Below are 25,956 nucleotides of genomic sequence, written 5' to 3' on the forward strand. Positions count from 1 at the left end.
TTTGGCTAGCAGATCTGAGTTTGCGGCTCGTTTCAGAGTTCCTGCAAATTTGACAGATCACCGGATTAGTCGGCGTTTGTCAGAGACTGCATACCCATTTGCTGTTGAATCAGGCCGTCGAAATAATCGGGATTGTCACCCGGGCTCATCACGGAACGGCATGCGGGTGCACAATCATAAGTGTAGTTAGATCCGTTCCGGTTCACGGTCACCAGATTCGAGGCGTTCGCCGTGACAACGACTTCGGTATTCAGGATCTGATTCCCTGACCGGTCGAACACCATGAGGTTGGTCGTACCGAAGGATTTGCCGGTGATGAAGATCAGGTGTTCATCATGGACGGCAACATCCGCGATGTTCCGATTACCAAGAACAACGCTTGCCGCCGTTCCTTTCATCTTGAGCGGGACGGTCTTGTTGGCCTCAACAGTCAGCGGTCCCGCAACTGCCGGGAGAACCAGCAGGCTGGCGGCCAGTCCGAATGCACACGTCCGTGCGAAAGTTTTCATGTCCGGTCACTCCAGGAATGATTTTGTGCAATTTGTCTGAAGAAAGTTTCACGAGTGCTAACCGGGATAAAGCTCGACCTTCCTGGCGAACCATGTATATAAGGAATCTACCTCCGGTCGTTGCGCCTCCGTCAGTCCGCACCCGGATTCAGGTAGTAAACAAATCCCTGAAACCCCTTCATGGAATTTCTGTTTCTCTCAACTCGATGTGAACAATAATCGCGTAGGGTTCGAACTGTTCCGGCACATAAACAAGACCGGGGCGCGAACAAATGCATGATGGGAGTTTCCAATGTTTGCACGTTTTCTGAAAGACGAGTCCGGCGCAACCGCTATCGAATACGGCCTTATCGCCGCTCTGATCGCTGTCGCCATCATCGGTGGTGTGTCGGCTCTCGGCACGAACGCCAACGCTACGTTCACGACGGTTTCTGGTAAAATGGGCACTGCTGCTCCGTAATATCAGTCCTTCTGGACGATCCAGAAGAGGCCGCCGGGTTTCCCGGCGGCCTTTTTCTTTGTCCGGATGTATTCACGCAGCCGATCAGCTTTCCTTAGGAATTACGGGGCAGGGTCTGCCGCAGTCCTTTAGATGGGGAATGCGGACATGATTCTGATCATTCTTGGCGGGCTTTGCCTTGCCCTGTGCCTTTTTGCAGCGCTTCACGATGTGAACAGCCTCACGATTCCCAACTGGTTGAATCTGACGCTCGCCGGCTTGTTTGTGCCGGCTGCCGTTTTTTCCGGCCTCCCTATGGAAATCATTATTGGTCACTTGCTGGCAGGCCTGGCGGCTTTTGTGGTCGCTTTCGGCCTTTTCGCTTTCCGCGTTTTCGGGGGAGGGGACGCAAAAATGATCCCGGCGGTGATGCTGTGGATCGGGCCGTCAGCCGCCCTGGAATTTACGATGGCAATGGCTCTGGTGGGTGGAGCATGTGCACTTCTCATTATCATGGTGCGCAACTCGGTACCGGCTGCTGTGTTGCCGGGTCTGATCCGGGCGCCCTTTCAGGAAAAGGCAGGCGTTCCTTATGGCGTGGCCATTGCTGCAGGCGTGTTTCTGGCCGCCCCGGCGTCTCCATTTCTTTCCCAAACATTAAGAGCAGCCGGTGTAATCGGTTAACGTTGCTTTAGGCGAGCTGTGGGAATCTCGCTCGTAGATGGGGACGCGCGCTGACCGGCCAGAGTCCCTGTGTATCGTAATTTAGGGGAGTTACACTCCATGTCACCGATGCGTCTTATTATCCTGATTGGCGCGGCCGCTGCGGCCATAGCTGCAGCGTTTCTCGTCCGGGGGCTGACCCAGCCGCAGACCTTGACGCAGACTGTCACCGAGCAGCAGACGGTGTTGCAGACGAAAGAAGTTTCGCAAACTCACGTCCTGGTCGCTAAGCGCGACCTGATGGTGGGCGACCTTCTTTCGCCAGACGATTTCGAATGGGCGCCGTGGCCGGAGAAGAACCTCGTCGAAGGCTACAAAACAGAAGAAAACAATGCAGACGCGATCAATGAGCTGTCTGGCAGCGTTGTACGGATTCCGATTTACGCAGAAGAGCCCATCCTTCCGCAAAAACTGGTCATGAAGGGCGAAACCGGCTTCATGGCGGCGCTTCTGACGCCTGGCATGCGGGCCATTTCGGTCGAGATCTCGACCGAATCAGCCTCCGGCGGATTTATCCTGCCGGATGACAGGGTGGATGTGATCCTGACTTATCAGGCGCAGGTCGCGATGGCTGAAGCCGTTCTGGACCGCCCGGTGACTGAGACCATTATCAAGAACGTCCGTGTTCTGGCGATCGACCAGGTCTTCTACCAGGGCGAATCCGAATCAGCTTCGCAGATCGGCAATACGGCCACACTGGAAGTAAATCCTGATGAAGCGGAACTGATCGCGCATGCACAGCGCCTCGGCACGCTGTCGCTTTCGCTCCGGCCGTGGTCGGACGCAGGCGACACAGGGTCGCGGGGGGCGCGGACCGATCTCCTGCGGGGCGGGTCTCCCGGAAATGGCATCACAATTTATCGCAATGGCCAGGCGTCAGCCGGCCTCGGGGGTAGCTGAGTATGAAGGCCTTCCTGACAACCAAGACGGCGGCTGCAATTGCTTTGTCGTTGATGATGGGGCCGGCAGCGTTGGCCGCGCCGAACGCGTTCGATACGGTCATCACCCAGCCGGGTGAATCCGCGTTCAGCAAACAGGTCACGCTGGGCCTCAACAAATCGACCATCATCGATCTCCCGGCGCCTGCAGCCGATGTCGTGATTACCAACCCCGAGATTGCCGATGCTGTCGTGCAGACATCGCAGCGGATCATCTTCCGGGGGATCAAGTACGGCCAGACCAATGCCTTTGTTTTCGACCGGAGCGGCAATCAGCTGCTCAATCTCGAAATAAATGTCGAAATGGATATGTCCAGCATCGAGCAATTGATTGCACGCCATGTGCCGGGTGCGCGGGTGCAGGTCGAAGGCCTCAATGGCAATGTCGTGATCACCGGAACGACCGACAGCCTGGCCGAATCCGATGCCGTTCAGCGTCTGGTCGAGGCTTATCTGGGGGCGGATGACAAGACCAAGATCGTCAACATGATCGACATCGCAGCCAAGGATCAGGTGCTCCTGGAAGTGCGCATCGTCGAGATGCAGCGCAATGCGATCAAACAGCTGGGAATCAATCTGACCGGTTCACCAACTTTCGGTGATCTCGGAAACCTCGTTGAACGCCAGCTCTTCACTGGAAGCCCGCCGACGGACACCGGCACCACGGCGCTCCTGCCGGGCGCGCCATTCGATGTGACATCGAGTGTCGGGTCGAGCCTTGGCTTCCCGCTCCAGGGACGGTCGCTGGGCGGATTCTCCGGGCGTGCGTCTTACAGCAATTATGTCGGTACGGATCTTCAGTCGAGCGTAGGTCTTGAACTGAATGCGCTTGAGCGGATCGGCATCGTGAAGACGCTTGCTGAACCGAACATCACTGCGATGTCGGGCGAGAGCGCAAAATTCCTGGCTGGCGGCGAGTTTCCTGTGCCGGTTGGTCAGGACCAGAATGGCCGGATCACGGTCGAATTCAAACCTTACGGGGTCGGCCTTGGCTTTACGCCAGTCGTCCTTTCCGAGGGTCGGATTTCGCTGAAGGTGTCCACGGAGGTGTCAGAGCTGAGCTCCGAAGGCGCGTTCCAGGGTGAAAGCACCACGGTCGTCGACAATCAGGGCAATACCACGACGTATGAAGGTGTGACGCTTCCGGCGCTGTCTGTCCGGCGGGCGGAATCCGTTATCGAACTGCCTTCCGGCGGGTCCATGATGATGGCCGGCCTGATCCAGTCGAAATCGCGTCAGAGCCTCGATCAGATTCCCGGCCTCAAGAAGCTGCCGATCCTCGGCGCCTTGTTCCAGTCTCGCGACTTCCTTCAGGAAGAGACGGAACTCGTCGTGATCGTCACGCCTTACCTGGTGGACCCGGCGAAGAAGGACCAGCTCCGCACGCCAGCTGACGGTTATGCGAACGCTTCGGATGCGAAGACGATCTTCTTCGGGAAGCTGAATGAACAATATGGCCGCAACGGAGAGCCCGTTTCGGCATCGGATTATCGTGCCCCTGTGGGCTTTATTGAGGAATAGGGGACCAGAAGGTGACCAGAATCCTGAAACCCACCGCCACTCTGATTGCCGCCGGCATTTGCCTGACAGGATTGAGTGCCTGTTCCAGCGTCGCACCGACAAACGTGCCGGCCTCCTACCTTCAGGGAACAGTCCTGGACCGGAATGCGATCACCGTCGAGAAGAAGACGGAGTTCCTTGAGATCGCCATCCATCCGCAGGCTTCGGAAATCAGCCTTGCAGACAAGGCTGCGATTTCCGGTTTCGTTTCGGCCTACCGGGACCATGGTCATGGTCCGCTGATCATGTCCCTGCCGGAATCGACCGCCAATCCGCAGCTGGCTGTCGCAGCTGTCGCGGAAGCTCGCGCCATCGCTTATGAAAATGGCGTTCAGTACGAGGAAATCGAAGGAACCCATCACGGCGAAGGCTCGCTCGTCGCCGAACCGATGATCCTTGCATTCCAGGCCTATGAGGCCATCGCGCCGGATTGTCCGTCGCAGGCGACAATCAACTATGCGGACATCAGTTCCAACAATGAGCGCTCAACGCTCGGCTGTGCCGTCCGCTCGAACCTCGCCGCAATGATTGCAGACCCTGCCGACCTGCTTGGCACCCGTACTCTGGACAGCGCGGACCCGCTCCGCCGCAGCGTCATTCTCAAGAAATTCCGCGAGGGTGAGTCCACAGGATCGACGCGGTCCGCACAGGAAACCGGCACGGTTTCCCAGGCCATTTCGAACTAGAGCGTAAGACAAGGAATAGAAAAGCCATGTCCAGTGAAAAGCCGCTCCACGAATCCGACTTCGAATCCGACTTCGAAGACGTCTTCGCCGATGATCCGATGGCGGATCTGGTGCTTCCGAAGGAAGACCCGTTGATGGAGACACCGGGAGACGAGCCGGTCATGGTCGACCTGGAAACACCCCAGCGCGACATCGAATTCGATCAACCCGTCTTTACCGCGCCTGAGGATGGTTTGGGCGGCGACTCCGTGCTGCCTGCCATTTCCATTCGGGTCTTCTATGAGCGTGATGAGACGCGCTTGATGATGGAAGTCTGCGAGCGTGACCGGCGTATGGGCCGGGCAACGATCGAAACACATGGCGGCGGCATCGCCAGTGCCATCGACTATATGCGCGAGAACCCGACGCCAAACCTGCTGGTGATCGAATCAACGGCACGGTCAGCCCAGTTGCTGTCGGAAATTGATCAACTGGCCGAGTACTGCGACGAAAACGTCAAGGTCATGGTGATCGGCGCGATCAATGACATTGCGCTCTATCGCCAGCTTGTTGCTCGCGGTGTCAGTGAATACGTGGTTCCACCGTTCCAGCCGCTGCAGATCCTGCGGACGATTTCCGGCCTGTTCGCCGATCCGGATGCTCCGTTCGTCGGAAAGCAGATATCCGTTGTTGGTGCGAAAGGCGGGGTAGGGGCCTCGACGATCGCGCACAACCTGGCCTGGGCGCTTGCGGAAAACACAAAGGTCAACACGACCCTTGTCGATCTCGACCTGTCGTTCGGTACCACGGCGTTGGACTTCAACCAGGAGCCGACGCAGACGATCGCGGATGCACTGCTTCAGCCGGAACGCGCTGATGACGCGGTGATCGAGCGGCTGCTTGCAAAGGCAAGTGATCGGTTGTCGCTGTTCACGGCACCGGCGTCCATCGGACAGATCATGGATATCCCGGATGAGTCATATATATCCGTAATCGAAGTGGTCCGCCGGAATGTGCCGTTCCTGGTGCTTGACCTGCCGCATGTCTGGAGCCGCTGGGTCCAGCGAACACTGGTTGCCTCAGATGAAGTCATCATTGTGTGCCAGCCAGACCTCGCATCGCTGCGCAACGGCAAGAATTATATTGATCAGTTGAAAGCGGCCCGTCCGAACGACAATCCGCCACGGCTGATCATCAACATGTCTGGTGTGCCGAAACGCCCGGAGATTCCGGTGAAGGACTTTGGTGCAGCAATTGGCGTGGAGCCGGAAGTCATTCTGCCGTTCGAGCCGGAGCTGTTCGGTACTGCTGCGAACAACGGGCAGATGATTTCCGAGACGGACGGGGCATCGCGTTCAGCCCAGGCGATCGACCATATGGCTTCACTGCTGACCGGTCGCTCGGTCGCGACGCAGCAGAAATCCATCTTCAAGAAACTGTTGGGCAAATAAGGCCTGACAAGGCGGGACAATCGGATGGCATTCGGGAAACGTTCACCTTCTGCGACACCGACAGCGGCACCGGCCTCTGCGCCTGCGCCGAAGGCTGCGCCAGCATCGCCTCGTCCTGAGGCGGTCAAGGCGCCGGCGCCGAAACCCGTTGCGGTAAAAGGCGCGCCCAAGGCGCCGCCTCCGCCGGCCCCACCGCCGTCGGACCCGAAGCCGGAAAAAGTCCGGGAGGTCTCTCAGCAGTCTGAACACTACTACGCAACAAAGACGACGATCTTTAATGCGCTGATCGACACCATCGACCTGTCCCAGTTGGCACAGCTCGACTCAGAAAGCGCGCGCGAGGAAATCCGCGACATTGTTGTCGAGATCATCTCGATCAAAAATGTCGTGATGTCTCTGACCGAGCAGGAACAGCTGCTCGATGACATCTGTAATGACGTCCTGGGGTATGGGCCTTTGGAGCCGCTTCTGGCGCGCGACGACATTGCCGATATCATGGTCAACGGTGCAGACACGACCTATATCGAGGTCAATGGCAAGATCGAACGGACGAACGTCCGGTTCCGCGACAACGCACAGCTGATGAACATCTGCCAGCGGATTGTGAGCCAGGTCGGCCGCCGCGTCGATGATTCCTCGCCCATCTGTGACGCGCGTCTGCTGGATGGCTCCCGTGTGAACGTTATCGCCCCGCCATTGGCGATTGACGGGCCGACCCTGACCATTCGTAAGTTCAAGAAGGACAAGCTGCGCCTTCAGGATCTGGTCAATTTCGGCTCCATCAGCGAGCCGGGCGCCGAACTGCTGCGGATCATCGGGCATTCGCGCTGCAATATTCTGATTTCCGGCGGTACTGGTTCCGGCAAGACGACGTTGCTGAACTGTCTGACCGGGTTCATCGAACCGGGTGAGCGCGTCATCACCTGCGAAGACTCCGCGGAACTTCAGCTTCAGCAGCCCCACGTGGTGCGGTTGGAAACCCGCCCACCGAATATCGAAGGGACTGGCGAGATCACGATGCGGGATCTCGTGAAGAACTGTCTGCGTATGCGTCCGGAACGGATCATCGTGGGCGAGGTGCGTGGCCCTGAGGCGTTCGACCTGCTTCAGGCGATGAACACAGGTCACGACGGATCGATGGGCACGCTGCACGCCAACAGCCCGCGTGAAGCGCTCAGCCGTGTGGAATCCATGATCACGATGGGTGGCTTCTCGCTGCCTGCCAAAACAATTCGTGAAATGATTGTCGGTTCCATCGATGTCGTGGTTCAGGCATCGCGCCTGCGGGATGGTTCGCGCCGCATCATGAACGTGACGGAAGTCCTCGGTCTTGAAGGTGATACGATCGTTCTGCAGGACGTGCTGAAGTACGAAATCGAAGGCGAAGACGAACACGGCCGTGTCATCGGCAAGCACCGCGGGACCGGGATCGGTCGGCCGCGCTTCTGGGATCGTGCTTCCTACTACAATCTGGAACGTGAACTGGCAGTCGCCCTCGACGAGCTGGGAGGCTGATGATGGACTCAAATACGATGACCATCGCGATTGCCGTTTTGGCATTTGTCGCGATTGGCGGTCTCGGAATGGCTTTTTCCGGTGGCGACAAAGATGCCGCCCGCAAGCGTGCCCGTGCCATTGGTGCAGGGGCTACGGTGACCGGAAGGGGCAGGGGCGCCAAGGTCATGGACGAGTCGGCGAAGCGCCGCGCCAAGACCCAGGAAATGCTGGACACCCTGCGCAAGCAGGGGGAAGCCCGACGGAAAACCAGTGGGGCCCAGACGGTCAAGATCAAATTGGTGCAGGCGGGTCTTGAGATTCCTCTGTCAGCTTTCTGGATGTTCTCAGTCCTGCTCGGCAGCGTGTGCGCCGTGCTGGCATTTCTCTCCGGTTTCGAAGGCCTGACAGTGTCGGGTATCGCCTTCCGCAGCCGGCCAATCTTTGTGGCCGGTGCCTTTGTTGGCGGGACATTCGGATTGCCGCGATTTGTCCTGAACTTCATGATCAACAGCCGCCACAAGAAGATGATCAACCAATTCGCAGATGCGCTGGATGTCATCGTCCGGGGGGTTAAATCCGGTCTGCCGTTGAATGAATGTATCCGGATCATTGCAAAGGAAAGCCCGGAGCCACTAAGGACTGAATTTGCCACGCTCGCCGACAATCTTGCGATGGGGGCGGGAACCGAGCGGTCGCTCAGCATGTTTTACAAGCGCGTGCCTCTGCAGGAAGTGAACTTCTTCATGATCGTGCTGCTGATCCAGGCCAAGGCGGGCGGCAACCTTTCCGAAGCGCTCGGCAACCTTTCCAGTGTGATCCGTTCACGCAAGATGATGCGTGAAAAGGTCAAGGCGATGTCTTCGGAAGCGAAGGCGTCGGCCATGATTATCGGATCGCTGCCCTTCGCGGTGGGTCTGCTCGTTTTTCTGACGACACCTGACTACATCATGGAGCTATTCCGGACCGAAACCGGTCACGTCATCCTTGCGGGTGGGTCTACCCTCATGTTCATGGGTGTCATGACGATGAAGAAGATGATCAACTTCGATATTTAGGCGCGATAGTGTTCGATATTATCCTTTCCCTGACGAAACCTGAGGCCTTGGCATCGATCCTGGTCGCGGTGGCGGTATTTGGCACGATGCTGACGATGTTCATGCCGTACCTGCAGGGCAACAAGCTGGAAACCCGCCTGAAGGCCGTTTCAATGCAGCGGGAGAAGCTCCGCAAGCAGAGCCGTGCCGCGCTGGAGCAGAAAAAGGGACTCCGTCGTAAGGATACTTCCGCGATCGGGGAAATTTCGTCCCGTCTGAACCTCGCAAAGGCCCTCGAGGACCCCAATTTGCAGGATACCCTGAACAAGGCTGGCCTGCGCGGACCCGGCCCGGTATCGGCATTCTACTTTGCCCGAATGGCCTTGCCTTTCGTCGGTATGCTGGCCGTTTTCGTGACGGTTTTCTTCGTCAACGATTTCGGCATGCGTCCGATGATGAAGTACGGGTCCATCCTGTTTGGCGCTGCAGCAGGGTTTTACGCGCCCAACATCTATGTCTCCAATCTCGCCCAGCAGCGTCAGCATTCCATTATGCGCGCCTTCCCTGACGCGCTGGACATGCTGCTTATCTGTGTCGAGTCCGGGATGTCGATCGAGCTTGGCTTTCATAAGGTCAGTCAGGAGATCGGGTCGGCCTCACCCGAACTCGCAGAAGAATTCGGATTGACCGTGGCCGAGTTGTCCTATCTGCCAGAGCGTCGGCAGGCCTATGACAATCTCGCTAAACGGACAGGGCATGAGGGTGTGAAATCGGTCTGTATGGCACTCGGCCAGGCGGAACGTTATGGTACGCCTCTTGGCGATGCGCTGCGTGTGATGGCGAAGGAAAACCGTGACATGCGGATGTCGGAAGCCGAGAAGAAAGCCGCTGCGCTTCCGGCCAAGCTGACAGTGCCTATGATTGTATTCTTCCTGCCGGTTCTGTTCCTGGTGGTCCTTGGTCCAGCCTACATCAAATACCAGAAGATGTCGGAGAAGAACGAAGCGGCGCCGGCGGTCACAAAGGAACGTCGCGGCGGCTCACGGCGTTCAGATGCAAGCGGCTTGACAGGGATTGACCCGCGTGTGGACGTCCGCGTCCTGGCTTGAACGGCCTCAACTCAATCGGAAAAACGGTATTTCAGCCGCCGGTGCGGCGAAGGCGCAGCCCGGTCGATTCCGCGGGCGGCGCCTCTTTCGCGGTCTCAGGCGCTGCAACTTGTGAGGCCGTACTGACGGCGGGCGATGGCGCGCCATTGTCCGTCTGGATCATTTCCTTCAGGAGTTCGACATTCTGCTCGACCACCTTTTCCGGCGCGTAACCGGCGCTGGTTTTCTGCATCTCGTCGAACCGTCCCTGCAGCCCCAGAACGAGGGCCAGGTTCTCCCGGACGCGCACATCGGCCGGAGCGAGAGCAGCCGCCTGGCGCAGCTTCGCTTCGGCGCCGGCCAGGTCACCCGTCAGGGCGAGGGAGAGGCCATAGTTGGCAAGTGTTGAGGCTCGGCCAGGCTCTATCGCCAGCGCCTTTTCATACGCAACCTGAGCGCCCTGATGGTTCTCAAGCTGGTCCATCGCGGTGCCGAGGGCGGCCCAGGCTTCTGCGCGGTCCGGATTGGCGACCGCGACCTGTTCAAACGCGCGTGCGGCCCCCAACTGGTTGCCATTTGCGGCAAGGGCCCGGCCAAGCGGCATCAGGATCCGCGGCTCATTGGGATAGATCACCAGCACTTCGGAGAGAACCTCAACCGCCCGTTCGGTGGAGCCAATGCCGCGCAGGGCCTCGGCAAAAGTCAGGGCATTGTCCAGGTTTTCGGCGTCCTTCCCATATTCCTTCGACCAGAAATTCGCTTTGGTCAGCGGGTCCGCATTGTTGGCGGCCTCGATTTCTTCCGGCGTTGCCGGCTTCATCGCCTCGGCCACGGCGGCCTTCAGCTGCTCAGCGGCTTGAGCGTCCGGATCAGGCGCCGTGGCGCAGGCCGATACGCCAGCAAGGGCGATGGCAAGTGCAGCCAGTGAGGTTTTCGCTCTGGACATGGGACCGCTCCGGGTTTGAATCAGGGTCATTCCCGCGTGAGTCTGGACCTGTGGGCGTCAAGGATGGGTTAACGCCAGCGCAGACTCCATTAACACTTGCCCGTACGAGGCCGATTTCATGCACAAGAGTTTCACCACCGGTGCCGACGGGGCGGTCAGCGTCTGGCTGTACACCGCCGACGCTTTCAAATCGCTGGAGAACGATCCGTTCCCTTCCGCCCTTGCGGTCGCAAAGGCGCAGGCATTCAAGGGCGGGGCAGGGCAATTGGTGCTGGTGCCGGGCCCGGATGGTGCGCTGGCCCACGTGCTGGGCGGCATTGGCGATGGAAAGGACGCGCTGGCGGTCGCGGCGCTGTCGGGCAAGCTTCCGGAGGGCGTGTATGAGATTGCGTCCGATGGTGGTCTCTCAATGGCATCGGTTGCGGCTGGCTGGGCTGACGGAGCCTACCGTTTTGACCGGTACCTGAAAGACAAGGCGACCCCGCCGCAGCTGGTTATCCCGGATGGCAAGGAAGGCGAGGCGTTGTCGGCGGAAGCTGACTCCATCACGTTGTTGCGGGATCTTGTGAACACGCCGGCCGGCGACATGACCCCGGCCGGCATTCAGGAGACCGTGGAACAACTGGCGGAGGAATTCGGCGCCAAACTAACCGCGATTGTTGGCGACGCCCTGCTGGAACAGAACTACCCCATGGTTCACGCCGTGGGCCGCGCCGCAAAGGCTGCGCCGCGTTTCCTGGAACTGGAATGGGGCGACGCTTCGAAGCCGAAGCTGGCGCTCGTTGGCAAGGGCGTGACCTTCGATTCCGGCGGGCTCGACATCAAGCCGGGCAGCGGCATGCGGATCATGAAGAAGGACATGGGCGGCTCGGCCCACGTCATCGCGCTCGCCCGCCTCGTCATGGCGACGAAGCTGCCGGTGCACTTGAAGCTCTACGTGCCGACAGTCGAAAATGCGATCAGCGGCGATGCCTTCCGGCCGGGCGATATCCTGTCGTCCCGCAAGGGCCTGACGGTCGAGATCGACAATACGGATGCTGAAGGCCGGCTGATCCTGGCCGATGCGCTGGCGCGGGCCTCCGAAGGGGAACCTGATCTGCTGATCGACTTTGCGACACTTACCGGCGCGGCCCGTGTCGCGCTCGGGGCGGATCTCGCGCCAGTCTATTCCGACGACGAGCAGCTGGTGGCCGATATCCTCGAAGGCTCGACGGAGTCCGGCGATCCGGTCTGGCGTATGCCGCTCTGGGACCCCTACATGTCGGAGCTGAAGAGCCCGATCGCAGACCTCGTGAATTCCGGCAGCGGCTTTGGTGGATCGATCACGGCCGGCCTGTTCCTGAAGCAGTTCGTCGACGCGAAGAGCTGGGCGCACTTCGATGTCTGGGCCTGGCGTAAAGGGAAGTATGGGCGACCGGAAGGCGCTGCCGCGTGTGGCCTGCGTGCCGTGTGGGCCATGCTGCAAAAACGCTACCGCTAGTTCTTCGGAAAGAGTGATATCGAAAAGGGTGTTGACTCATTCCATAATTCCACGATACTGGAAATATGGAATCAAAAAACGCCCTCTCCAAACTCTCCGCCCTGGCCCAGGAAAACCGTCTGGCTGTGTTTCGCCTTCTGGTGAAGGCCGGGCATGACGGCTTGCCGGCCGGGGAAATTGCTGCCGCCCTCGACGTGCCGGCGAATACATTATCGGCTCAGCTCAACATTCTTTCGAATGCGGGTCTGGTCGAAGGCAACCGGCAGGGGCGATCCATCATCTACACTGCAAACTTCGACGCCATCAGCGGGCTGATCGTCTTCCTGATGGAAGACTGTTGCCAGGGGCGTGAAGAAATCTGCAGTCCAATCATCGCGGCAGCGCAGTCTGCCTGCTGCTGACCTGTCACTGAAAAGGAAACATCATGAAGCGCCTGCACGTACACATAGGGGTGGACGACCTCCAACGGTCCATCGACTTCTACTCGACCCTGTTCGGTGCGCCGCCGAGCGTGCTGAAGGATGATTATGCCAAATGGATGCTGGACGATCCGCGTGTGAACCTCGCCATCAGCGCCCGTGGCGCGGCATCCGGTGTGGAGCATCTGGGCATTCAGGCGGAAGATGCAGGCGAACTCGCCGAGGTCTATGATCGCCTGAAACGTGCCGATGCGCCTGTCCTCGAAGAAGGGGAGACCGTCTGCTGCTACGCCCAATCGGAGAAGAGCTGGGTTTCTGACCCGGCTGGTGTGCCGTGGGAGGTGTTTCACACGACCGGTGACAGCGCCGTCTATGGTGGTGGCCCGGAGCTGAGTGACGGACGCCTCGCTTCGACTCCGACAGGTATGGCGGTGGAGCGGGCCTGCTGTGCACCGGTAATCCCGGAACCGAAGACAACTGGTTGCTGCGGCTGATCCAGTGGGGGCGTTCGAGAAATACCTGTCGGTCTGGGTCGGTCTCTGCATTGTTGTAGGGATCGGCCTGGGCGCAGTCATTCCCGGTGCATTCTCCGCACTGGCCGCGCTGGAATATGCCAACGTCAACTTTGCCGTGGCCGTGCTCATCTGGGCAATGGTCTGGCCCATGATGATCGGCATCGACTTCTCGGCCATGCGCCGGGTCGGCGAACGTCCGAAAGGCCTCATCATCACGCTGGTGGTGAACTGGCTGATCAAGCCTTTCACCATGGCGATGCTGGGCGTCCTGTTCTTCCGTCACATCTTCGCGGGATGGATCCCGGCCGCGGATGCCGAAGGCTACCTCGCGGGCCTGATCCTTCTCGGCGCAGCGCCTTGCACGGCCATGGTGTTCGTCTGGTCCCAGCTCACCCGCGGGGACCCGAACTACACGCTGGTGCAGGTCAGCGTGAACGATACGATCATGGTGTTCGCGTTTGCGCCGATCGTGGCATTCCTGCTGGGCGTGACGGAGATCAGCGTGCCATGGGAAACGCTACTGCTCTCGGTGGCGCTATACGTCGTCATTCCGCTGATCGCGGGCGTTCTCACGCGCAATGCGCTGACCCGGCAGGGCGGGGAGGCGGCTGTGACAGGTTTCACTCACCGCATGAAACCGCTCTCCGTCATCGGATTACTGGCGACGGTCGTCCTGTTGTTCGGTTTCCAGAGTGGGACCATCCTTGCACAGCCTGCCGTGATTGCCCTGATTGCCGTTCCGATCCTGATCCAGTCCTATGGCATCTTTGCGCTCGCTTATGCGGCCGCGTGGGCCTGGAAAGTGCCGCACCGGATCGCGGCGCCATGTGCCCTGATCGGCACGTCCAATTTCTTCGAACTGGCCGTCGCCGTTGCGATCAGCCTGTTCGGCCTGAACTCCGGCGCGGCACTGGCCACCGTGGTCGGCGTGCTGGTCGAAGTGCCGGTGATGCTGTCGCTGGTCGCTTTCGCCAACCGGACGCGATCTGCATTCGTGACGACAGAAGGGGAGGCCGCCGCGCCATGATTGTCATTCACCACAATCCGGATTGCGGCACGTCCCGGAACGTGCTGGCCATCATCGAGGCGAGCGGCGAGACGCCGGTTGTGATCGAATACCTGAAGGAAGGCTGGACGCGCGCGCAGCTGCTGGGCCTGTTCGCGGCGGCCGGGCTGACACCGCGCACCGCTCTGCGGGAATCGAAATCTCCGGCGAAAGAGCTGGGGCTATTGGAGCCCGGTGTTGCCGATGAGGCGATCTTCGAGGCGATGCTGGAACATCCGGTTCTCGTAAACCGGCCGATTGTCTGCAGCCCGAAGGGCGTGCGCCTGTGCCGGCCAAGCGAGGCGGTTCTGGATCTGTTGGAAACCCTGCCACCGGGCCCGTTCTACAAGGAAGATGGCGCGCTTCTGATCGACGAAAACGGCCAGCGCGTCGGCTAAGGCCTAGTCGGCCTCGATCCGCTCGATCGGGCCGCCGGCGTCTTCCTGCAGGCGCAGGGCCTCGCGCACCTGGCCGCGCAGGACCAGCGTGTTGATGTCTTCCGGATCGGCTTCCATCGCGGCGGTCACGTCCAGCATGGCCTTGTCCGGATCGCCCTTGGCGAGCCAGGCGGCGCCGCGCATCTGGTAGGCCTCGCTCGAGCCGGGCACGCGCAGCAGGACGGCGTCGAGGTCCTCAATGGCCTTGTCGTAATTCTCCAGCAGGATGTGGGCGGAGGCCCGGTCCAGCAGCAGTTCCGGCGCATCGGGCGCGATCTTCAGTGCGCCGTCGAAGGCCTGCAGGGCGGAGTCCGGATCGTCGGCCTCGATCCAGGCATTCCCGGCCTGTGATAGGTAAGCCGCGCGTTGTTCCAGCGTGCCGCCATCCGTTGAATTTGCGAGGTTTTTCAGCCGCTCGGCGCCTTCCGCCTGGTGCCCGAGGGCGATCAGCGCGATGGCCGTGCACTGGCGTGCGCCGGGGCGGTTGCCCTGATAGAGCCAGGCGAGGCCGTCTTCATAGGCGTCGTCCGGGTCGGTCTCGATCTTGGCTAGGCAGGCCTCCAGCCGGGCCTGTTCCTCGGCCGCAATACGTTCGCCGGTCGACTGAAGCAGGACGAGCGAGACGGCGGCAGCAGCAAAAAGGGGCATGGATCGGACACTCCGGAACCTGTAACAAACCCCATAGATACAAAGGGATCAGCGCACGCAAATGACAGTTCAGCCATCTCTGCTTTTTGTCGCCGGGCTTGGCTATAGTGCCACACAGCTGGCGCGGATCTGGCCGGGCCCTGTGGCCGGCACGGTGCGCAGCGAGGCCAAGGCCGAGGCCCTCAGGGCAGGCGGCATCGACGCCCGCGTCTGGGACGGCGACAGCCCGCTTCAGCTGCCCGCCAGCGCATGCCTGCTCGTGACGATCCCGCCCGATGCGCATGGCTGCCCCGTGCTACGCCATGTGCATACCGGACTTAGCCATGACGATAGCGGACCAGATCATGACTATACCGGACCACTCCATGATCTTGCCGTGACCTATCTGTCGACCACCGGCGTCTATGGCGATCTTGCCGGCGGCTGGGCGTTCGAGTGGAGCGAGACCCGCCCGCAGTGCCGCCGCGCGAAGGCCCGCGCCCTCGCCGAGGACCAGTGGCGCGAAGCCACAAACGGCCGCGCCTCCATCGTTCGCCTGCCGGGTATCTATGGCCCCGGCCGCTCTGCCTTCGACCGTCTGAGGGAGGGCACGGCCCGGCGCATCGTGAAGCCGGGGCAGGTCTTCTCCCGCGTGCATGTGGACGATATCGCGAGCGGCCTGCTGGCCCTGCACCAGCGCCCGGAGGCCGCCGCGCGGGCAGGCGGCGTGTTCCACCTCTGCGACGACGAACCGGCCCCGCCGCAGGACGTGATCGCCCACGCCGCGGACCTGCTCGGCATGGCCCCGCCGCCGGAAATCCCGATTGAGGAGGCAGGCCTCAGCGCAATGGCCCTCAGTTTCTATGCCGAGTGCAAACGCGTCTCCAACGCCCGCACCAAGGCCGCCCTGAACTGGCGCCCGAAATACCCCACCTACCGCGAAGGCCTCGCCGCGATTCTGGCGGGGGAGGGGTGATCAGGAGGTGGAGGGCTTTGCCGCCAGCATCTTGGCCCGCACCGCGCGCCATTCCATCAGGCCCACGACGCACATGGCGAGGAAGATGCCATAGAGCCCGGCCGTCAGCCACAGGCCCTTGAAGGCATAGAGCGGGATGTAGATCAGGTCCGCCGCGATCCAGAGCCACCAGTTCGCGATCCATTTGCGCGACAGCATGAACTGAGCGACGAGGCTGAGCGCTGTGGTGATCGCGTCCCACCCGGCGACGGTGGAGTCTGTGTAGCGGTGAAGGCCAAACTGGATCGCCGCCCAGATCACGCCCACGGCGCCAAGGCAGGCGAGGAATTGCGGCAGGGTCGGATTGTGCACTTTCAGCGCGGTGTGGTCCTCACCCCCGCGCAGCCAGGAATACCAGCCATAAAGCGCCAGCCCGAAATAAACCACCTGCAGCCCGGCATCGGCATAGAGACCCGCGCCGATGAACAGTACAAAGAAGAAGATATAGTTCGCGATCCCGACCGGAAAATTCCAGATATTCCGCTTCACGACCAGCCACACGCAAAGCGCGCCGGTAACGAAGCCTGCGATTTCAGTCCAGGTCATATTTGGGGTGCATCCTGCGGTGGCGTCTAGCGGATTATCCGCTCAATAGTCCATCGAGAATTCGATGATGAAGTTTGAAAATCTCTCATTGCCTTCAGTGCCTGCAACAATTTCATAAGCGCAATTCAACACATCAAGCGAAGCCAAAGTCAGCTTCAAGTCTCTATCTCGATCATAGTGCTTGTCGCCATGAAACAGGTTGTTTCGTACGCGCTTTACCGCTTGGATAAGAGTCCACGAGTCATATGCTGGTGCGACGTCAGATCGCCACTCCACGCCGCCAGAGGCATTGGTTTTTAGTTTTTCGGGAGGCGCTTCTATCAGTATACGAGCGGATGGAATTGCTGTGGCCCTACCAAAGAATTCTACGGGTAGTTCCTTGGCAAATGCTTCCCAATCAGCAAAAGGGTCTCTGCGTGCACGAAAACCACTTCGCTTAAGTGCGTACTCATACCGAGCAAAAACTGAGAATAATTTGAATGCATCGGGTGGCACCTTGTTACCAATTATGTCTTCAAGCCTCATAGGTTGCCCCTCTCAGTTGGTTTGTAGCTTCGATTCCAATTCAGCTCGTAGAGCTTTGACGTTCTCAATGCTGCTTTGAAGATTGAAGCGCTCGGCGCATGCTTCTACTGCTCCGAGCCCCGCAAAGAACGCACCAGTGAATACGGACATCAGGAGGCTGTTTGTCCAATGTTCTTTGAACGTATCTCTTGTGACGGGTTCGCCATTATCTCGGGTCCAGAAGTAAATTGTGCCAAAGTACGTTCCATGAAGAATTTCGGAAGAGTGCCGGTATATGGCAAATTTGGCTCCCGCCAATGATAGCGCCGCCTGCTCGCTCACAAGTTGGACCTGCTCGATTTTTTCGTTTTGCGTAGCAGGAGACCAGTCCCGAATTTCCTTTCCATTTTTGTCCGTGAAGAGTTCAAGCGCATCTTTAAGGCCTTGTATTGATTCCATCTCCGGCGGGTTGTCGTATCCTACAGATATACGTGTGCCCGCTATTTCCCCTGATCGATTGAAATCCCTAAAACGCTTTTGAAGTGCGTGGGCCTGAGCTCTTTGGGCGACCCCAACATCCGAGGTGGCGATGTAGGCCACATTGATTGCGGCTTCTACGACGTTGCGGGAAATGCTGAAGCAGTCTTTCACGGACATATCGACTGTCCCGGTCAACTTCGTTATTGAATGAAGTGACACGCCCATGGACTGAAGCATGAGTAATATCGTGCTTGTGATAACTTGCTCGTCCGCGCTTCTTTGCGTCTTCGAGCTCTCAAGCGTATGAATCAGACCGTCAATGACCCGCATTTCTGCCTTTAACAGACGTTGCGTGAGATCGTGTATGTCGTCCAGTCCGTCCGCTGGCATGAGAGCCTCTCCTCGATATCGCTTATATTGATACTCAGCCTAAAATATTCCAGTGGCCAATCCCGCGCAGCGCCGCCCACAATTCCCGGCACTTCGTCAAATCCAATTCGGGGATGGTCTTCTCTGCGAGGATTTCTTCCGAGGTCTGAGCGCTGGTGTTGATGATCGGGTGTGGCTGGATGTCGCGAAGACGTCGCTGGCCATCAGGCGGGTTTAACCGGTGCGGAATTGATCTGCGCTCGATAATCTGGCCTTTTCGACGTCACAAAATGAGGGAGAAACGCCATGAGCAATGAACAGGTGATCCGGGATTTTATTGCGGCCTGGTCGCGGCTGGATGTGGAGGAGCTGGTGGGCTTCTTTGCCGAGGACGGGATCTATCACAACATGCCGACAGGGCCGGTGCAGGGACGGGAGAATTTGCGCAAGTTCATCGGCGGTTTCATCAATGGCTGGAGCGAGACGGTCTGGGATGTCCTGACGCTGATGTCCGCCGGGGACACGGTGATCGCCGAACGCCTCGACCGCACGGTCGCCCATGGAAAGCAGATCGACCTGCCCTGTTGCGGCGTGTTCGAGATGAAGGATGGCAAGATCGCCGTCTGGCGCGACTATTTCGATCTCGCCACCTATATGAAGCCGCTGGGCGGGTGATCGCGCCCGGCTTTCCCTGATGTCCCGATCGTAAGTCATTGCCTGTGCCCGTATATGGCTCAGCGCTTGGTTTCGTCTGCGGCATATTTGCAACTGGCTCGCACTTGCATTCTCAAACAGACCCGATAAACAGCCGCGACCTGAATAAAAAATAAGCGGAGCGAGGGCAGCGTGAGCCGTTACAAGAGCAGTTTCCTGATGGCATCGGCGGCGATGCTGGCACTTTCGGCCGGGGCGGAGGCGCCTGAGATCAGGGAAGGGGACGATCCCTATCGCCTGTTGTCGACGGTTGTCGTGACCGGCTCGTCCGAGGCGGCGCTGGAAGTGGCGGGCTCTGTGTCCTTCCTCACGGATGCCGATCTCTCCGTTCAGGCGCAGAGCGACGTGCTGCGCATCCTGCGCGCCGTGCCCGGCGTGAACATCCAGGAAGAAGACGGCTATGGCCTGCGCCCGAATATCGGCCTGCGCGGCTCCGGCTCTGACCGGTCCTCGCGCGTGGCGCTGATGGAAGATGGCGTGCCGATCTCGCCGGCGCCGTATTCCTCGCCGTCGGCCTATTATTTCCCGACCATCGCCCGGATGAGCGCCATCGAGGTGACCAAGGGCCCGGCGGCAATTCTTTACGGCCCGCGCACCACGGGCGGGGCGATCAACATGTTCTCGACGCCTGTGCCGGAGGCCCCATCGGGCTACGGGCAGGTGATGTTCGGCACGAATGACCGCCAGCGCGCGCACCTCTGGCTGGGCGGCAAGACAGATGCGGCGGTGGGTTGGCAGCTGGGCGGCCTGGTTGAAGTGTTCACCGACGAGACGGACGGTTTCAAGCGGCTGGACAATGGTGGTCCGACCGGCTTCGACGCGGACGACCTTGTCGTGAAGCTCGGCGCCTACAAGGCCGATGGGGCCATGCCGCAGAGCGTGGAGCTGAAATACCAGACGCGGGAAGAGACCTCGAATGAGACTTACCTGGGCCTGACGCTGGACGATTTCCGCGCAGACCCTTACCGGCGCTACGATGCGAGTGCGGACGATGTGTTCAATGGCGAGAACGAGCTGTTCCAGCTGACCCACCGGATCGACCTCACGCCGGAGATCAGCCTGACGACGATTGCCTATCATCACGATTTTGCCCGCAACTGGTACAAGCTACAGGGCATCAATTCGGTCGGCACCGGGGCGAGCGGGGACACCTCGATCTCCAGCGTGCTGGCCGATCCGGTCACCTATGCCGCTCAGTATGACCTCGCCGTGGGTACCATCAGCCTCGACGATTCCATCGTCTACCGCGCCAACCGGCGCGCCTATTACAGCGAGGGCATCCAGTCGGTGCTCAACTGGAAGACGGCCTTTGGCGGCGTGGACCATGACCTGACCATCGGCGTCCGTGTGCACGAGGACGAGGAAGACAGGTTCCAGGAAGAGGATGCGTATCGCCTAGAGGGCGGGCAACTGATCCTGACGACGGCCGGGGCGGCGGGCAGCCAGGCGAACCGTATTTCCTCCGGCGAGGCGCTCGCTCTGTTTGTGCAGGACAAGTTTACCATCGGGCGGCTCTCGGTGACGGGCGGCGCGCGGTTCGAGGATTACGAACTGACGCGGGAAGACTATGCCACCAGCGACCCGACGCGTGCCGCCGGGCCGACACAGGTGCGGACCCTATCGGACTCGGTGATCGTGCCGGGCGTCAGCGCGCTCTATGAGATCAGCGGGACGACGACGCTGCTGGCCGGCGTGCATCGCGGCTTCGCCATCGCCAGCCCCGGCACGACGGATGCCGATGTCGAGGAAAGCGTGAACTGGGAGTTCGGCGGGCGCTATTCGCGCGGTGAGTTCGAGCTGGAAGCGATTGCCTATTTCAACGACTATTCGAACCTGCTCGGCACGTGCACGGCCTCGTCCGGTGGCGGCTGTACGGTGGGCGATCAGTTCAATGGCGGCGAAGTCGATGTGCGGGGCCTTGAGGTGACGGCCAGCTGGGATGCCGGAACTGCTCTGAATACGGATATCTCCGTTCCGCTGAGCCTGGTCTACACGCTGACCGACGCAGAGTTCCAGACGAGCTTCGAGAGCGACTATGAACCGTGGGGCGATGTCGCCGCCGGGGACGAGCTGCCCTATATCGCCGACCAGCAGCTGACGCTGAGCGCGGGCCTCGAAACGGACCGCTGGGGTGCAAGCCTCTCCGGCAACTATGTCTCCGAAGCGCGGGCACGTGCCGGGCAGGGGAGCATTCCGGTGCGCGAGCAGATCGAAGCGCGCTGGGTGGCTGACATGGCCGTCTGGGTGGACCTGACGGATCGAATCCGTGTGCGGGCCAAGGCCGAGAATTTGTTCGATGAGGTCTATGTTGCCTCAATCGATCCGGCCGGCCTGCGTCCCGGCAAGCCTTTCGAGTTCCTGATGGGTGTGGAAGTGTCGTTCTGAGGCAGAGGTCTCAGAACACCCCCATCTTCAGCCCGGCGCCCAGCGCGGCGCCCAGCTCGCGGCATTTCTCAAGATCCGTTTCCGGGATCGATTTTTCCGCGAGGATTTCTTCCGGAGTCTGAGCGCTGGTGTTGACGATCAGGGGCGGCTGCACCTCACGCAGGCGCCAGCCCTTGGCGATGCGGGCGGCCTGGCGGGCGGCGCCTTCGCCGTCCGATCCGGCGCAGATCATCAGCGCATAGGGGCGGCCTTCGATCCGTCCGAGTACGGGATAATAGCAGCGGTCGAAGAATTCCTTCATCGCGCCCGACAGCGCGGCGAGGTTTTCCGGCCCGGCAAACAGGTAACCGTCTGCGGTGAGCAGGTCTTCCGGCATGGCATTTTCCGCGTGGATGAGCACGGCATCAGCCTCTTCCTTCGCCGCGGCGAAAGCGGCTTCGGCCATCTGCCGCGTGCCACCGGTGCGGGAATGATAAACAATCAATAATTTGGACATCTCACCGCCCATGTTAGAACCGGCCGCAGGAAAGGACACAAGAAGCCTTTCCATAAAAAATTGGAGGACACTCATGGCGACCCCGACACCGGTCGAGATTGAGATCGAAGGCAAGACCTATAAAGGCAGCTACAGCACCGACGGCCACCTGCTGACCACGCGCTATCGCATGCAGGCGATTACCGATGAAGTGCGCACCACCGCGCCCGCCATTGCTGCGCGCGGCATGCTGGCCCGGCTCGTACGGCTGGAGCAGCGTGATGAGCGTGGCGCAGAGCCACACTGAAAAATCGAAAATCATAAAACTTGACGCTAGCGTCATCTTTTATGAGGATGACGTATGACTCAGGAATTTCTCTCCCCCGCCGCCGTCGCCGCGTGCCGCAGGCCGCTCGCTGAAGCACTTACCCTGCCACCCGCTGCCTACACGGATGCGGGTCTTTGGCATGTTGAGAGGGCCCGTGTGCTGGCGCGCAGCTGGTTGCCGCTGGCGCGGGTGGATCAGGTGCCGGAGGCAGGGGACTATCTCTCTGCCGATCTTGCGGGCGAGCCTGTCATGGTGGTGCGCGGGGAGGATGGCGCCGTGCGTGTCTTGTCGCGCGTCTGCCGCCACCGGGCCGCGCTGGTCGCTGAAGGGCATGGCTGCCGGAAACTGTTCACCTGTCCCTACCATGCCTGGTCGTACGATACGAAAGGCAGCCTCGTGCGCGCGCCGTTGATGGAAGGGGCAGAGGGGTTCAATCCCGCTGAACTGGGCCTGCGCGAGATCCGGTCCGAGATCTGGGAAGGCTTTGTCATGGCGACGCTGGATGCCGATGCAGCCGCCTTCGCCCCTCAGATCAGCGGCTTCACGGACTATTTCGCGAACTTCAATCTGGGCGGGTTCGTCGTGGCGCGGACGCTGGACTATGCCCATGGCTGGAACTGGAAGGTTCTGGCCGAGAATTTCATGGAGGCTTACCACCACATCGCGGCCCATTCGAAAACGCTGGAGCCGGGCTACCATGCGCGCGACTCGCAGGTGCCGGATACCGACCAGCCCTGGTCCATCCTGCACATGCCGGCCGCCGACCGGGAGGCCCCCCAGCCGCCTGTGCCGGGGCTGGAGGACTGGCAGTTGCGGGACCTGATCGCGGCCATCGCGTTTCCAGGCCTCATGCTGGCAGTCCAGGGCCCGTTCATGGCCTGGTACCAGATGACACCGCTGGCCGAAGACCAGATGGACCTGAAGATCCATCTCTGCTTCCCGGACTGGATGCAGGGCATGGACGACTACGCGGCCATCGTGGACGGGGCCGAAGCCTCCATCCGGGGCATCCACGAGGAAGACATCGCCGCGAACGACCTTGTCTGGGCGGGTCTCAACGCGCCGCTATCCCGCGCCGGACCGTTGTCGCCGCTGGAGAAGTCGATCTGGCAGATGAACCAGTGGTGGCTCGACCGGATGGGCGCCTGATCAACGCGGTGGCCGTCCGCCACCGGGCGGGCGTCCGCCACCGGGCGGGCGCCCGCCGCCGCCCTGAGAGCGCAGCGGCACATCCATAAGCATTTCGGCGCGGGTCAGCTCCCCGTCATGGTCGCGGTCCAGCCGGTCGAATTCGTCGGTCAGGCGGGTCCGGAATTCTTCTTCGCTGATCTGCCCGTCGAGGTTCACGTCAAAAGCGATGTGATTGGGCAGCGCCTCAGGATTGCCGAGCGCAGTCTCTGCCCAGCCGGACATGGCAACCGCCGGGACAGTGCCGCGGGAGGTGACCGGGAGGTGTGCCCATTCGGCGCTGATACCGGCGGTCAGTTCGGCCGGGCCAACGGCATAGTCGTGGCCGGTGTCCATGCCGGTGAAGAGGAGGGCGATGGGCCGCGCAACCTGTCCGCCATTCAGGCTTGTCGCCTGGCCTCCGGGGCTGCCGCCACCGGGCGGGCCACCTTGCGGACCGCCACGCGGAGGCGGACGCGAAGTGCAGGCCGCGATCAGCAGCGCACCGAGAATGGCGGAGGTGACAGCCAGTGCTGCCGGACGGGGTTCGAACATGGGAGAGGCCTTCCTGCCGGTTGTTATCCCGGCTGGAACGGCGCTGGTCCGCTAATCCGTCGGCGCTTACTGATTTGTAATGCCAGCGATTTCCGTGCAGGTGGCCAGAAGGCGGGCAATGTCCTGATCGCGGGAGAGGCGGTGATCGCCATCCTTGATCAGGGTGAAGACGAGATCCTTTGTGCTCATCGTCTCAACCAGCCGGAAGGCGTGGCGCCAAGGCACGTCAGGATCTTCTGCGCCCTGCAGGATGCGTACGGGACATTCGAGATCTATGGGGGAATCGAGCAGTTGCCAGCTGCGGCCATCCTCGATCAGCGCCTTCGTGATCGGGTAGGGGTCGCCATAGTCCGACGGACGGAGCGTCAGTCCTTGCTCCATGATCTCTTCCCGCTGGCGGGGCGTGAATTCCGGCCACATCAGCTTCTCGGTGAAATCCGGTGCGGGCGCGATCAGGACCATGCCGGCGAGGCGTTCGCGCCGGGCGAGGCCGGAGAGCAGCGCCATCCAGCCGCCCATGCTGGAACCGACGAGGACCAGCGGTCCGCTCGTCAGCGCGTCGATCGCATCGAGCGCATCCTCGCGCCACTGCGAGATCGTGCCGTCCTCGAACGCGCCGCCTGATTCGCCGTGACCGGAATAATCGAAGGCGAGAAATCCGTGTTCTGCGTCTTTCGCCCACTGTTCGACACACATGACTTTCGAGCCGGTGATGTCGGACTTGAACCCGCATAGCCACACATAAGTCAGGTCAGTCCGGGCCGGTGCGAAGCGGCGATATGCCAGCTCTCTGCCGTGAGGAGAGATGAAATGTTCGGTTGTCATAACCTGTCCGTTCCGCCATCTCTCTCGCCTGTCAAGCGAATGGGTGGCACGCGACTTGGAACCTCTCCCCGATATGACCGGCAAGACCATCCTGCAGGTCGCACCCGAATTGTCAGCAGGCGGGGTGGAACGCACCGTTCTGGAGGTGACCGAAGCCATCGTCGAAGCGGGCGGCCGGGCACTGTTGGCGAGCCGCGGCGGTCGCCTTGAAAGCGAATTCGAGAAGCTCGGCGGCAAGCTGTTCCGCATGGACGCGAAATCCAAGAACCCGCTGGTGCTGAAAGCCAATGAGGGCAAGCTGAAACGGATTATCCGGAACGAGGGCGTTCACCTTGTTCATGCCCGTTCCCGTGCGCCGGCCTGGAGTGCCTATGCTGCCGCCAAGGCGATGGGCGTACCCTTCGTAACCACTTATCACGGTGCCTATTCCGGCGAAGAGGGCCTGAAACGGAAGTACAATTCCGTGATGGCCAAAGGGGACCTTGTGATCGCCAATTCCCAGTGGATCGCCGAACACGTGCAGCGGGTGCACGGGCTGCCGCCGGAACAGGTCGTGACCATTCCCCGCGGCGTGGATCTCGATGCCTATTATCCCGGCGCAGTAACACCGGCGCGGATCGATGCCGTCCGCACCCGCTGGGGCCTGAAGGACGATACGCGTCTCACCCTGTTCCTGCCGGGACGGTTGACGGAGTGGAAGGGCCAACTGCTGGCCATCGAAGCGCTGGGCCTTCTGGCGCCTGAGGAGCGGGAAGGGCTGGTGCTCGTCCTCGCCGGGGATGCGCAGGGGCGCGATGCCTATGAAGGCCGGATCTATGACCAGATCCGCCATCTTCACCTCGACGGGCAGGTGCAGGTGGTCGGCCATGAGACCGACATGCCTGCGGCTTACCTCGCCAGCGACATCGTGATGGCCCCCTCGACCCGGCCGGAAGCGTTTGGGCGGGTCGCGGCGGAAGCCTCTGCCATGGCGCGCCCGGTGATCGTGTCGGATCATGGCGGCGGGCGCGAAACCGTGCTCGACGGCGAGACCGGCGCTCGCTTCCAGCCGGGCGATGCCTCGGCGCTTGCCGGGGCGATCCGGGCCTTGCTGGCCATCGGAAACACCGCCCGCGCCAGCATGGGAAAGGCGGGGCAGGCACACGTGCGCAGCCATTTCTCCAAGCGGGGGCTTCAGATGGCCACCCTCGGCGTCTATAAGCGCCTGATCGGTTAGGGGA

The 25,956-nt window shown here is 60.8% G+C and carries 29 protein-coding genes; 20 read left to right on the forward strand and 9 right to left on the reverse strand.

Features of this window, described 5'->3' with window-relative positions:
* Positions 1-65: 65 nt before the first annotated feature.
* Entirely contained in the window at positions 66-509 is a 444-nt protein-coding gene (locus R3C98_RS06185) for a pilus assembly protein N-terminal domain-containing protein (protein WP_371313241.1), read from the reverse strand.
* Between the two features lie 292 nt (positions 510-801).
* Here R3C98_RS06185 and R3C98_RS06190 point away from each other — a divergent pair, with 292 nt between their 5' ends.
* From R3C98_RS06190 to R3C98_RS06230, 9 genes are all read left to right on the forward strand, one after another.
* Positions 802-969 carry a Flp family type IVb pilin gene (locus R3C98_RS06190; RefSeq protein ID WP_371313242.1) on the forward strand — a complete coding sequence of 56 codons (168 nt, stop codon included), beginning with the start codon at positions 802-804 and terminating at the stop codon, positions 967-969.
* 147 nt (positions 970-1,116) lie between these two features.
* On the forward strand, positions 1,117-1,632 hold the full coding sequence (locus tag R3C98_RS06195) for a prepilin peptidase (protein ID WP_371313243.1): 516 nt from the start codon (positions 1,117-1,119) through the stop codon (positions 1,630-1,632).
* Between the two features lie 99 nt (positions 1,633-1,731).
* Positions 1,732-2,571, forward strand: a complete 840-nt coding sequence (cpaB, locus tag R3C98_RS06200) for a Flp pilus assembly protein CpaB (protein ID WP_371313244.1) — start codon at positions 1,732-1,734, stop codon at positions 2,569-2,571.
* Between the two features lie 2 nt (positions 2,572-2,573).
* Positions 2,574-4,130 carry a type II and III secretion system protein family protein gene (locus tag R3C98_RS06205; RefSeq protein ID WP_371313245.1) on the forward strand — a complete coding sequence of 519 codons (1,557 nt, stop codon included), beginning with the start codon at positions 2,574-2,576 and terminating at the stop codon, positions 4,128-4,130.
* An 11-nt stretch (positions 4,131-4,141) separates the two neighbouring features.
* Positions 4,142-4,855: a CpaD family pilus assembly protein gene (locus R3C98_RS06210; protein WP_371313246.1), complete on the forward strand. Its 714-nt coding sequence runs from the start codon at positions 4,142-4,144 to the stop codon at positions 4,853-4,855.
* A 26-nt stretch (positions 4,856-4,881) separates the two neighbouring features.
* Positions 4,882-6,285 (forward strand): CpaE family protein, encoded by a 1,404-nt coding sequence (locus R3C98_RS06215; protein WP_371313247.1) that lies wholly within the window; start codon positions 4,882-4,884, stop codon positions 6,283-6,285.
* A gap of 24 nt (positions 6,286-6,309) precedes the next feature.
* Complete coding sequence (locus tag R3C98_RS06220) at positions 6,310-7,800, forward strand: CpaF family protein (protein WP_371313248.1); 1,491 nt, start codon at positions 6,310-6,312, stop codon at positions 7,798-7,800.
* Positions 7,800-8,837: a type II secretion system F family protein gene (locus tag R3C98_RS06225; RefSeq protein WP_371313249.1), complete on the forward strand. Its 1,038-nt coding sequence runs from the start codon at positions 7,800-7,802 to the stop codon at positions 8,835-8,837. Before R3C98_RS06220 ends, R3C98_RS06225 begins: the two co-directional genes overlap by 1 nt.
* 17 nt (positions 8,838-8,854) lie before the next feature.
* The gene (locus R3C98_RS06230) at positions 8,855-9,925 is read left to right on the forward strand and encodes a type II secretion system F family protein (RefSeq protein WP_371313338.1); all 1,071 of its coding nucleotides are present in this window, start codon (positions 8,855-8,857) and stop codon (positions 9,923-9,925) included.
* A 31-nt stretch (positions 9,926-9,956) separates the two neighbouring features.
* Here R3C98_RS06230 and R3C98_RS06235 read toward each other — a convergent pair whose 3' ends face one another.
* Positions 9,957-10,850 carry a hypothetical protein gene (locus tag R3C98_RS06235; RefSeq protein ID WP_371313250.1) on the reverse strand — a complete coding sequence of 298 codons (894 nt, stop codon included), beginning with the start codon at positions 10,848-10,850 and terminating at the stop codon, positions 9,957-9,959.
* 118 nt (positions 10,851-10,968) lie between these two features.
* Between R3C98_RS06235 and R3C98_RS06240 the strand changes: the two genes are divergently transcribed.
* From R3C98_RS06240 to arsC, 5 genes are all read left to right on the forward strand, one after another.
* Positions 10,969-12,330: a M17 family metallopeptidase gene (locus R3C98_RS06240; RefSeq protein ID WP_371313251.1), complete on the forward strand. Its 1,362-nt coding sequence runs from the start codon at positions 10,969-10,971 to the stop codon at positions 12,328-12,330.
* Positions 12,331-12,395: 65 nt separating this feature from the next.
* Positions 12,396-12,731: an ArsR/SmtB family transcription factor gene (locus tag R3C98_RS06245; protein WP_371313252.1), complete on the forward strand. Its 336-nt coding sequence runs from the start codon at positions 12,396-12,398 to the stop codon at positions 12,729-12,731.
* Positions 12,732-12,754: 23 nt separating this feature from the next.
* Positions 12,755-13,243: an ArsI/CadI family heavy metal resistance metalloenzyme gene (locus R3C98_RS06250; protein WP_371313253.1), complete on the forward strand. Its 489-nt coding sequence runs from the start codon at positions 12,755-12,757 to the stop codon at positions 13,241-13,243.
* 4 nt (positions 13,244-13,247) lie between these two features.
* Positions 13,248-14,291, forward strand: a complete 1,044-nt coding sequence (gene arsB / locus R3C98_RS06255; RefSeq protein ID WP_371313254.1) for an ACR3 family arsenite efflux transporter — start codon at positions 13,248-13,250, stop codon at positions 14,289-14,291.
* Positions 14,288-14,707, forward strand: coding sequence for an arsenate reductase (glutaredoxin) (gene arsC, locus R3C98_RS06260; protein ID WP_371313255.1), 420 nt, complete (start codon positions 14,288-14,290; stop codon positions 14,705-14,707). Before arsB ends, arsC begins: the two co-directional genes overlap by 4 nt.
* Before the next feature lie 3 nt (positions 14,708-14,710).
* Here arsC and R3C98_RS06265 read toward each other — a convergent pair whose 3' ends face one another.
* Entirely contained in the window at positions 14,711-15,394 is a 684-nt protein-coding gene (locus R3C98_RS06265) for a tetratricopeptide repeat protein (RefSeq protein ID WP_371313256.1), read from the reverse strand.
* A 61-nt stretch (positions 15,395-15,455) separates the two neighbouring features.
* Between R3C98_RS06265 and R3C98_RS06270 the strand changes: the two genes are divergently transcribed.
* Entirely contained in the window at positions 15,456-16,349 is an 894-nt protein-coding gene (locus tag R3C98_RS06270; RefSeq protein ID WP_371313257.1) for an SDR family NAD(P)-dependent oxidoreductase, read from the forward strand.
* Here R3C98_RS06270 and pnuC read toward each other — a convergent pair whose 3' ends face one another.
* Genes pnuC through R3C98_RS06285 form a run of 3 tightly spaced genes read right to left on the reverse strand, consistent with a single transcriptional unit; the run spans position 16,350 to position 18,308 of the window.
* Positions 16,350-16,934 (reverse strand): nicotinamide riboside transporter PnuC, encoded by a 585-nt coding sequence (gene pnuC / locus R3C98_RS06275; protein WP_371313258.1) that lies wholly within the window; start codon positions 16,932-16,934, stop codon positions 16,350-16,352.
* 42 nt (positions 16,935-16,976) lie between these two features.
* Positions 16,977-17,459, reverse strand: coding sequence for a hypothetical protein (locus tag R3C98_RS06280; RefSeq protein WP_371313259.1), 483 nt, complete (start codon positions 17,457-17,459; stop codon positions 16,977-16,979).
* Between the two features lie 12 nt (positions 17,460-17,471).
* Positions 17,472-18,308, reverse strand: a complete 837-nt coding sequence (locus R3C98_RS06285; RefSeq protein ID WP_371313260.1) for a DUF5677 domain-containing protein — start codon at positions 18,306-18,308, stop codon at positions 17,472-17,474.
* A gap of 285 nt (positions 18,309-18,593) precedes the next feature.
* On the opposite strand from R3C98_RS06285, the gene R3C98_RS06290 reads away from it, so the two are divergent.
* Positions 18,594-18,962: a nuclear transport factor 2 family protein gene (locus R3C98_RS06290; RefSeq protein ID WP_371313261.1), complete on the forward strand. Its 369-nt coding sequence runs from the start codon at positions 18,594-18,596 to the stop codon at positions 18,960-18,962.
* 171 nt (positions 18,963-19,133) lie between these two features.
* On the forward strand, positions 19,134-21,386 hold the full coding sequence (locus R3C98_RS06295; protein ID WP_371313262.1) for a TonB-dependent receptor family protein: 2,253 nt from the start codon (positions 19,134-19,136) through the stop codon (positions 21,384-21,386).
* 10 nt (positions 21,387-21,396) lie between these two features.
* Here the strand turns inward: R3C98_RS06295 and R3C98_RS06300 are convergent, their stop codons facing one another.
* Positions 21,397-21,882, reverse strand: coding sequence for a flavodoxin family protein (locus R3C98_RS06300; protein WP_371313263.1), 486 nt, complete (start codon positions 21,880-21,882; stop codon positions 21,397-21,399).
* Positions 21,883-21,955: 73 nt separating this feature from the next.
* Here R3C98_RS06300 and R3C98_RS06305 point away from each other — a divergent pair, with 73 nt between their 5' ends.
* Both R3C98_RS06305 and R3C98_RS06310 read left to right on the forward strand, forming a co-directional pair.
* Positions 21,956-22,168 (forward strand): hypothetical protein, encoded by a 213-nt coding sequence (locus tag R3C98_RS06305; RefSeq protein WP_371313264.1) that lies wholly within the window; start codon positions 21,956-21,958, stop codon positions 22,166-22,168.
* A 54-nt stretch (positions 22,169-22,222) separates the two neighbouring features.
* Entirely contained in the window at positions 22,223-23,338 is a 1,116-nt protein-coding gene (locus R3C98_RS06310) for an SRPBCC family protein (protein WP_371313265.1), read from the forward strand.
* On the opposite strand, the gene R3C98_RS06315 is transcribed toward R3C98_RS06310, so the two are convergent.
* Together R3C98_RS06315 and R3C98_RS06320 are read right to left on the reverse strand one after the other, a co-directional pair.
* The gene (locus tag R3C98_RS06315; RefSeq protein ID WP_371313266.1) at positions 23,339-23,911 is read right to left on the reverse strand and encodes a hypothetical protein; all 573 of its coding nucleotides are present in this window, start codon (positions 23,909-23,911) and stop codon (positions 23,339-23,341) included.
* A 66-nt stretch (positions 23,912-23,977) separates the two neighbouring features.
* Entirely contained in the window at positions 23,978-24,736 is a 759-nt protein-coding gene (locus tag R3C98_RS06320) for an alpha/beta hydrolase (RefSeq protein ID WP_371313267.1), read from the reverse strand.
* Positions 24,737-24,809: 73 nt separating this feature from the next.
* Between R3C98_RS06320 and R3C98_RS06325 the strand changes: the two genes are divergently transcribed.
* Positions 24,810-25,952, forward strand: a complete 1,143-nt coding sequence (locus tag R3C98_RS06325) for a glycosyltransferase family 4 protein (protein ID WP_371313268.1) — start codon at positions 24,810-24,812, stop codon at positions 25,950-25,952.
* Positions 25,953-25,956: the final 4 nt, after the last annotated feature.

This window comes from Hyphomonas sp. (assembly GCF_041398465.1).
In the GTDB taxonomy this organism is placed as follows: Bacteria; Pseudomonadota; Alphaproteobacteria; order Caulobacterales; family Hyphomonadaceae; genus Hyphomonas.

Coding starts and splice junctions, on each gene's coding strand:
- R3C98_RS06185 (WP_371313241.1), bottom strand. CDS start 509: ATGAAAACTTTCGCACGGACGTGTGCATTCGGACTGGCCGCCAGCCTG.
- R3C98_RS06190 (WP_371313242.1), top strand. CDS start 802: ATGTTTGCACGTTTTCTGAAAGACGAGTCCGGCGCAACCGCTATCGAA.
- R3C98_RS06195 (WP_371313243.1), top strand. CDS start 1,117: ATGATTCTGATCATTCTTGGCGGGCTTTGCCTTGCCCTGTGCCTTTTT.
- cpaB (WP_371313244.1), top strand. CDS start 1,732: ATGTCACCGATGCGTCTTATTATCCTGATTGGCGCGGCCGCTGCGGCC.
- R3C98_RS06205 (WP_371313245.1), top strand. CDS start 2,574: ATGAAGGCCTTCCTGACAACCAAGACGGCGGCTGCAATTGCTTTGTCG.
- R3C98_RS06215 (WP_371313247.1), top strand. CDS start 4,882: ATGTCCAGTGAAAAGCCGCTCCACGAATCCGACTTCGAATCCGACTTC.
- R3C98_RS06220 (WP_371313248.1), top strand. CDS start 6,310: ATGGCATTCGGGAAACGTTCACCTTCTGCGACACCGACAGCGGCACCG.
- R3C98_RS06225 (WP_371313249.1), top strand. CDS start 7,800: ATGATGGACTCAAATACGATGACCATCGCGATTGCCGTTTTGGCATTT.
- R3C98_RS06235 (WP_371313250.1), bottom strand. CDS start 10,850: ATGTCCAGAGCGAAAACCTCACTGGCTGCACTTGCCATCGCCCTTGCT.
- R3C98_RS06240 (WP_371313251.1), top strand. CDS start 10,969: ATGCACAAGAGTTTCACCACCGGTGCCGACGGGGCGGTCAGCGTCTGG.
- R3C98_RS06245 (WP_371313252.1), top strand. CDS start 12,396: ATGGAATCAAAAAACGCCCTCTCCAAACTCTCCGCCCTGGCCCAGGAA.
- R3C98_RS06250 (WP_371313253.1), top strand. CDS start 12,755: ATGAAGCGCCTGCACGTACACATAGGGGTGGACGACCTCCAACGGTCC.
- arsC (WP_371313255.1), top strand. CDS start 14,288: ATGATTGTCATTCACCACAATCCGGATTGCGGCACGTCCCGGAACGTG.
- R3C98_RS06265 (WP_371313256.1), bottom strand. CDS start 15,394: ATGCCCCTTTTTGCTGCTGCCGCCGTCTCGCTCGTCCTGCTTCAGTCG.
- R3C98_RS06270 (WP_371313257.1), top strand. CDS start 15,456: ATGACAGTTCAGCCATCTCTGCTTTTTGTCGCCGGGCTTGGCTATAGT.
- pnuC (WP_371313258.1), bottom strand. CDS start 16,934: ATGACCTGGACTGAAATCGCAGGCTTCGTTACCGGCGCGCTTTGCGTG.
- R3C98_RS06280 (WP_371313259.1), bottom strand. CDS start 17,459: ATGAGGCTTGAAGACATAATTGGTAACAAGGTGCCACCCGATGCATTC.
- R3C98_RS06285 (WP_371313260.1), bottom strand. CDS start 18,308: ATGCCAGCGGACGGACTGGACGACATACACGATCTCACGCAACGTCTG.
- R3C98_RS06290 (WP_371313261.1), top strand. CDS start 18,594: ATGAGCAATGAACAGGTGATCCGGGATTTTATTGCGGCCTGGTCGCGG.
- R3C98_RS06300 (WP_371313263.1), bottom strand. CDS start 21,882: ATGTCCAAATTATTGATTGTTTATCATTCCCGCACCGGTGGCACGCGG.
- R3C98_RS06305 (WP_371313264.1), top strand. CDS start 21,956: ATGGCGACCCCGACACCGGTCGAGATTGAGATCGAAGGCAAGACCTAT.
- R3C98_RS06310 (WP_371313265.1), top strand. CDS start 22,223: ATGACTCAGGAATTTCTCTCCCCCGCCGCCGTCGCCGCGTGCCGCAGG.
- R3C98_RS06315 (WP_371313266.1), bottom strand. CDS start 23,911: ATGTTCGAACCCCGTCCGGCAGCACTGGCTGTCACCTCCGCCATTCTC.
- R3C98_RS06320 (WP_371313267.1), bottom strand. CDS start 24,736: ATGACAACCGAACATTTCATCTCTCCTCACGGCAGAGAGCTGGCATAT.
- R3C98_RS06325 (WP_371313268.1), top strand. CDS start 24,810: ATGACCGGCAAGACCATCCTGCAGGTCGCACCCGAATTGTCAGCAGGC.